The organism is Negativicoccus succinicivorans (assembly GCF_018373335.1).
Lineage (GTDB): Bacteria > Bacillota > Negativicutes > Veillonellales > Negativicoccaceae > Negativicoccus > Negativicoccus succinicivorans_A.
Genome location: NZ_JAHAHH010000105.1, coordinates 1 through 2,743, shown reverse-complemented (window position 1 = coordinate 2,743; position 2,743 = coordinate 1). Strand labels below are relative to the sequence as shown.

Below are 2,743 nucleotides of genomic sequence, written 5' to 3'. Positions count from 1 at the left end.
AGTTTAAGCGCCGTCTTAATAACGGCGAAACATTGGATGATATTTTACCGGAAGCGTTTGCCGTTGTGCGCGAAGCGTCGCGTCGCGTGTTGGGTATGCGCCATTTCGACGTACAGCTCTTAGGCGGCATGGTCCTTCACAGCGGTAATATCGCCGAAATGAAAACGGGCGAAGGTAAGACGCTGGTTGCAACATTGCCGGTGTATCTGAATGCACTTACCGGTAAAGGCGTGCATGTTATTACCGTTAATGATTACCTGGCTAAACGTGACAGCGAATGGATGGGGAAACTTTACCACGCATTGGGGCTTTCTGTCGGATTGATCGTCCATGATCTGGACTTTGCGCAACGCAAACAAGCCTACGCAGCCGATATTACTTATGGCACTAATAACGAGTTCGGATTTGATTATCTCCGTGATAACATGGTTATTCATGCCGAACAAATGGTGCAACGCCCGTTGCACTACTGTATCGTCGACGAAGTGGACAGCATTTTGATTGATGAAGCGCGTACGCCGCTCATTATTTCCGGCCCCGGTGAGCGCTCTACGGATCACTATTACACGATGGCGAAAGTGGTACCGAAGCTGATCAAAGACGAAGACTATACGATCGATGAAAAAGCGAAAACCATTGCGCCGACCGAGCAGGGGATCGCCAAAGTCGAAAAAATGCTGAATGTGGAGAACCTCTACGATTCGGAAAACCTTGAATACAATCATTTACTCGTACAGGCATTGCGTGCTCATGCGATGATGGTTCGCGATAAAGACTACGTGGTGAAAGACGGAGAAGTCGTTATTGTCGATGAATTCACAGGCCGCTTAATGTTCGGTCGTCGCTATTCGGACGGTTTGCACCAGGCGATTGAGGCGAAAGAAGGACTGAAAGTCGAGCGCGAAAGTCAGACGCTGGCTGCGATTACTTTCCAAAATTACTTCCGTATGTATGACAAACTTGCCGGTATGACCGGTACCGCGAAAACGGAAGAACAGGAATTTATCAAAATCTACGGTCTGGAAGTATTTGTCATTCCGCCGAATAAGCAAATTCAGCGTGTTGATATGGCAGATGTGATTTATAAAACCAAAACCGCCAAATATCGTGCGGTTATTAACGAAATTCAGAAACGCTATGCGAACGGACAGCCGTTATTGGTTGGTACAACCTCGATTGCGCAGTCGGAAGAACTCAGCCATATGCTCAAAAAGCTGGAAATTCCGCATAATGTTTTGAACGCCAAATTCCATGAAAAGGAAGCGGAAATTGTTGCGCAAGCCGGGCAAAAAGGACAGGTCACGATTGCCACCAATATGGCCGGGCGCGGTACTGATATCGTTTTGGGTGAAGGAGTGCCGGAATTAGGCGGTTTGCATATTATTGGTACGGAACGTCATGAAAGTCGCCGTATCGATAACCAGTTGCGCGGTCGTTCCGGTCGCCAAGGTGATCCCGGGTCTACTCAATTTTTCCTTTCGCTCGAGGATGACTTAATGCGCATTTTTGGCTCCGACAGTATTTCCAAAATCATGGATAAGCTGGGAATGGAAGAAAACGAAGAAATTCAGAGCAGTCTGGTTACGAAATCCATTGAAAAAGCCCAGAAGAAAGTGGAAAATCGCAACTTCAATATCCGTAAATATATCCTTGAATACGATGATGTCATGAACCAGCAGCGTGAAGTACTGTATGATCAACGTCGCCGAATTTTGATGGGTGAAGATTTGAAAGATCAGATCCTGTCTATGACCGATCGCATTATTTTGGATGCGATGAATCGATTTGCGGATGAAAAATTGTATCCGGAAGAATGGGACTTCCCGGGGATGCTTAAGTACTTGGAAAGTTATTACCTTGCACCGGGACAAATTACGCTGGCACAGATTGAAGATTTAAGCCGTCAGGATATTCTGGATTTACTCTTGGATACCGCGCACCGTATGTACGAAGAACGCGAAAAACAAATCGGTTCGGAAAACATGCGTGAGCTGGAAAAAGCGATTCTGCTCAAGGTGGTTGATGCGAAATGGATGGATCACCTCGATGCCATGGATATGCTTAAAGAGGGGATCGGCTTGCGTTCCTACGGACAAAAGAATCCGTTGGTCGAATACAAGTTCGAAGCCTACGAAATGTTCCAGGAAATGATGCAGTCGATTCAGGAAACGGTTGTCATGTATCTGTACCATATTCAGATTACGTTTATGCAACCTGTGGAAACCGAAGATCATCTGCAACACGCGACATCGCACTTCGGCGATGAACCGGCACCAATTGAACCGGTGGAAAAGAAATTACAAAAATAAGGATGTGATGACCACATGCTGGAAGATTTAAAACAGCCGTTGGAAAGTTTGAGAGAGAGAATCATAGAAATCAGGGATTCACTTTGACCTGCCTACATTAAAGGAAAGATTGGTCAATTACGATATAAAGATGAGTGATCCGAACTTCTGGAATGATGCCGACAATGCGAAAAAGGTCTCCAAAGAGGCAACGGACTTAAAAGATACGATCGAAACATATGAATCGCTTTCAGAACGCATCAAAGAAGTGGAACAACTTTGGCAGTTGGCACTCGCGGAGGAAGACGACTCATTAGAAGGGGAAATTCAAAACGAATTAAATGAGCTTTCTGCTGTTGTAATAATGCAGCTTCTAGGGATTCAAAAATAACCTCAGGTGCAAAACCTTTTTGTTTTGTCAGCACCATAACTGCTTGAATTAATTCTTGACTCAC

At 45.4% G+C, this 2,743-nt stretch carries 2 protein-coding genes; both read left to right on the top strand.

Features of this window, described 5'->3' with window-relative positions; all coding sequences use genetic code 11:
• On the top strand, positions 1-2,309 hold a 2,309-nt coding region (gene secA, locus KH813_RS06390), incomplete at its 5' end, for a preprotein translocase subunit SecA (RefSeq protein ID WP_303994517.1).
• Positions 2,310-2,418: 109 nt separating this feature from the next.
• Entirely contained in the window at positions 2,419-2,679 is a 261-nt protein-coding gene (locus KH813_RS06385) for a PCRF domain-containing protein (RefSeq protein WP_303994516.1), read from the top strand.
• Positions 2,680-2,743: the final 64 nt, after the last annotated feature.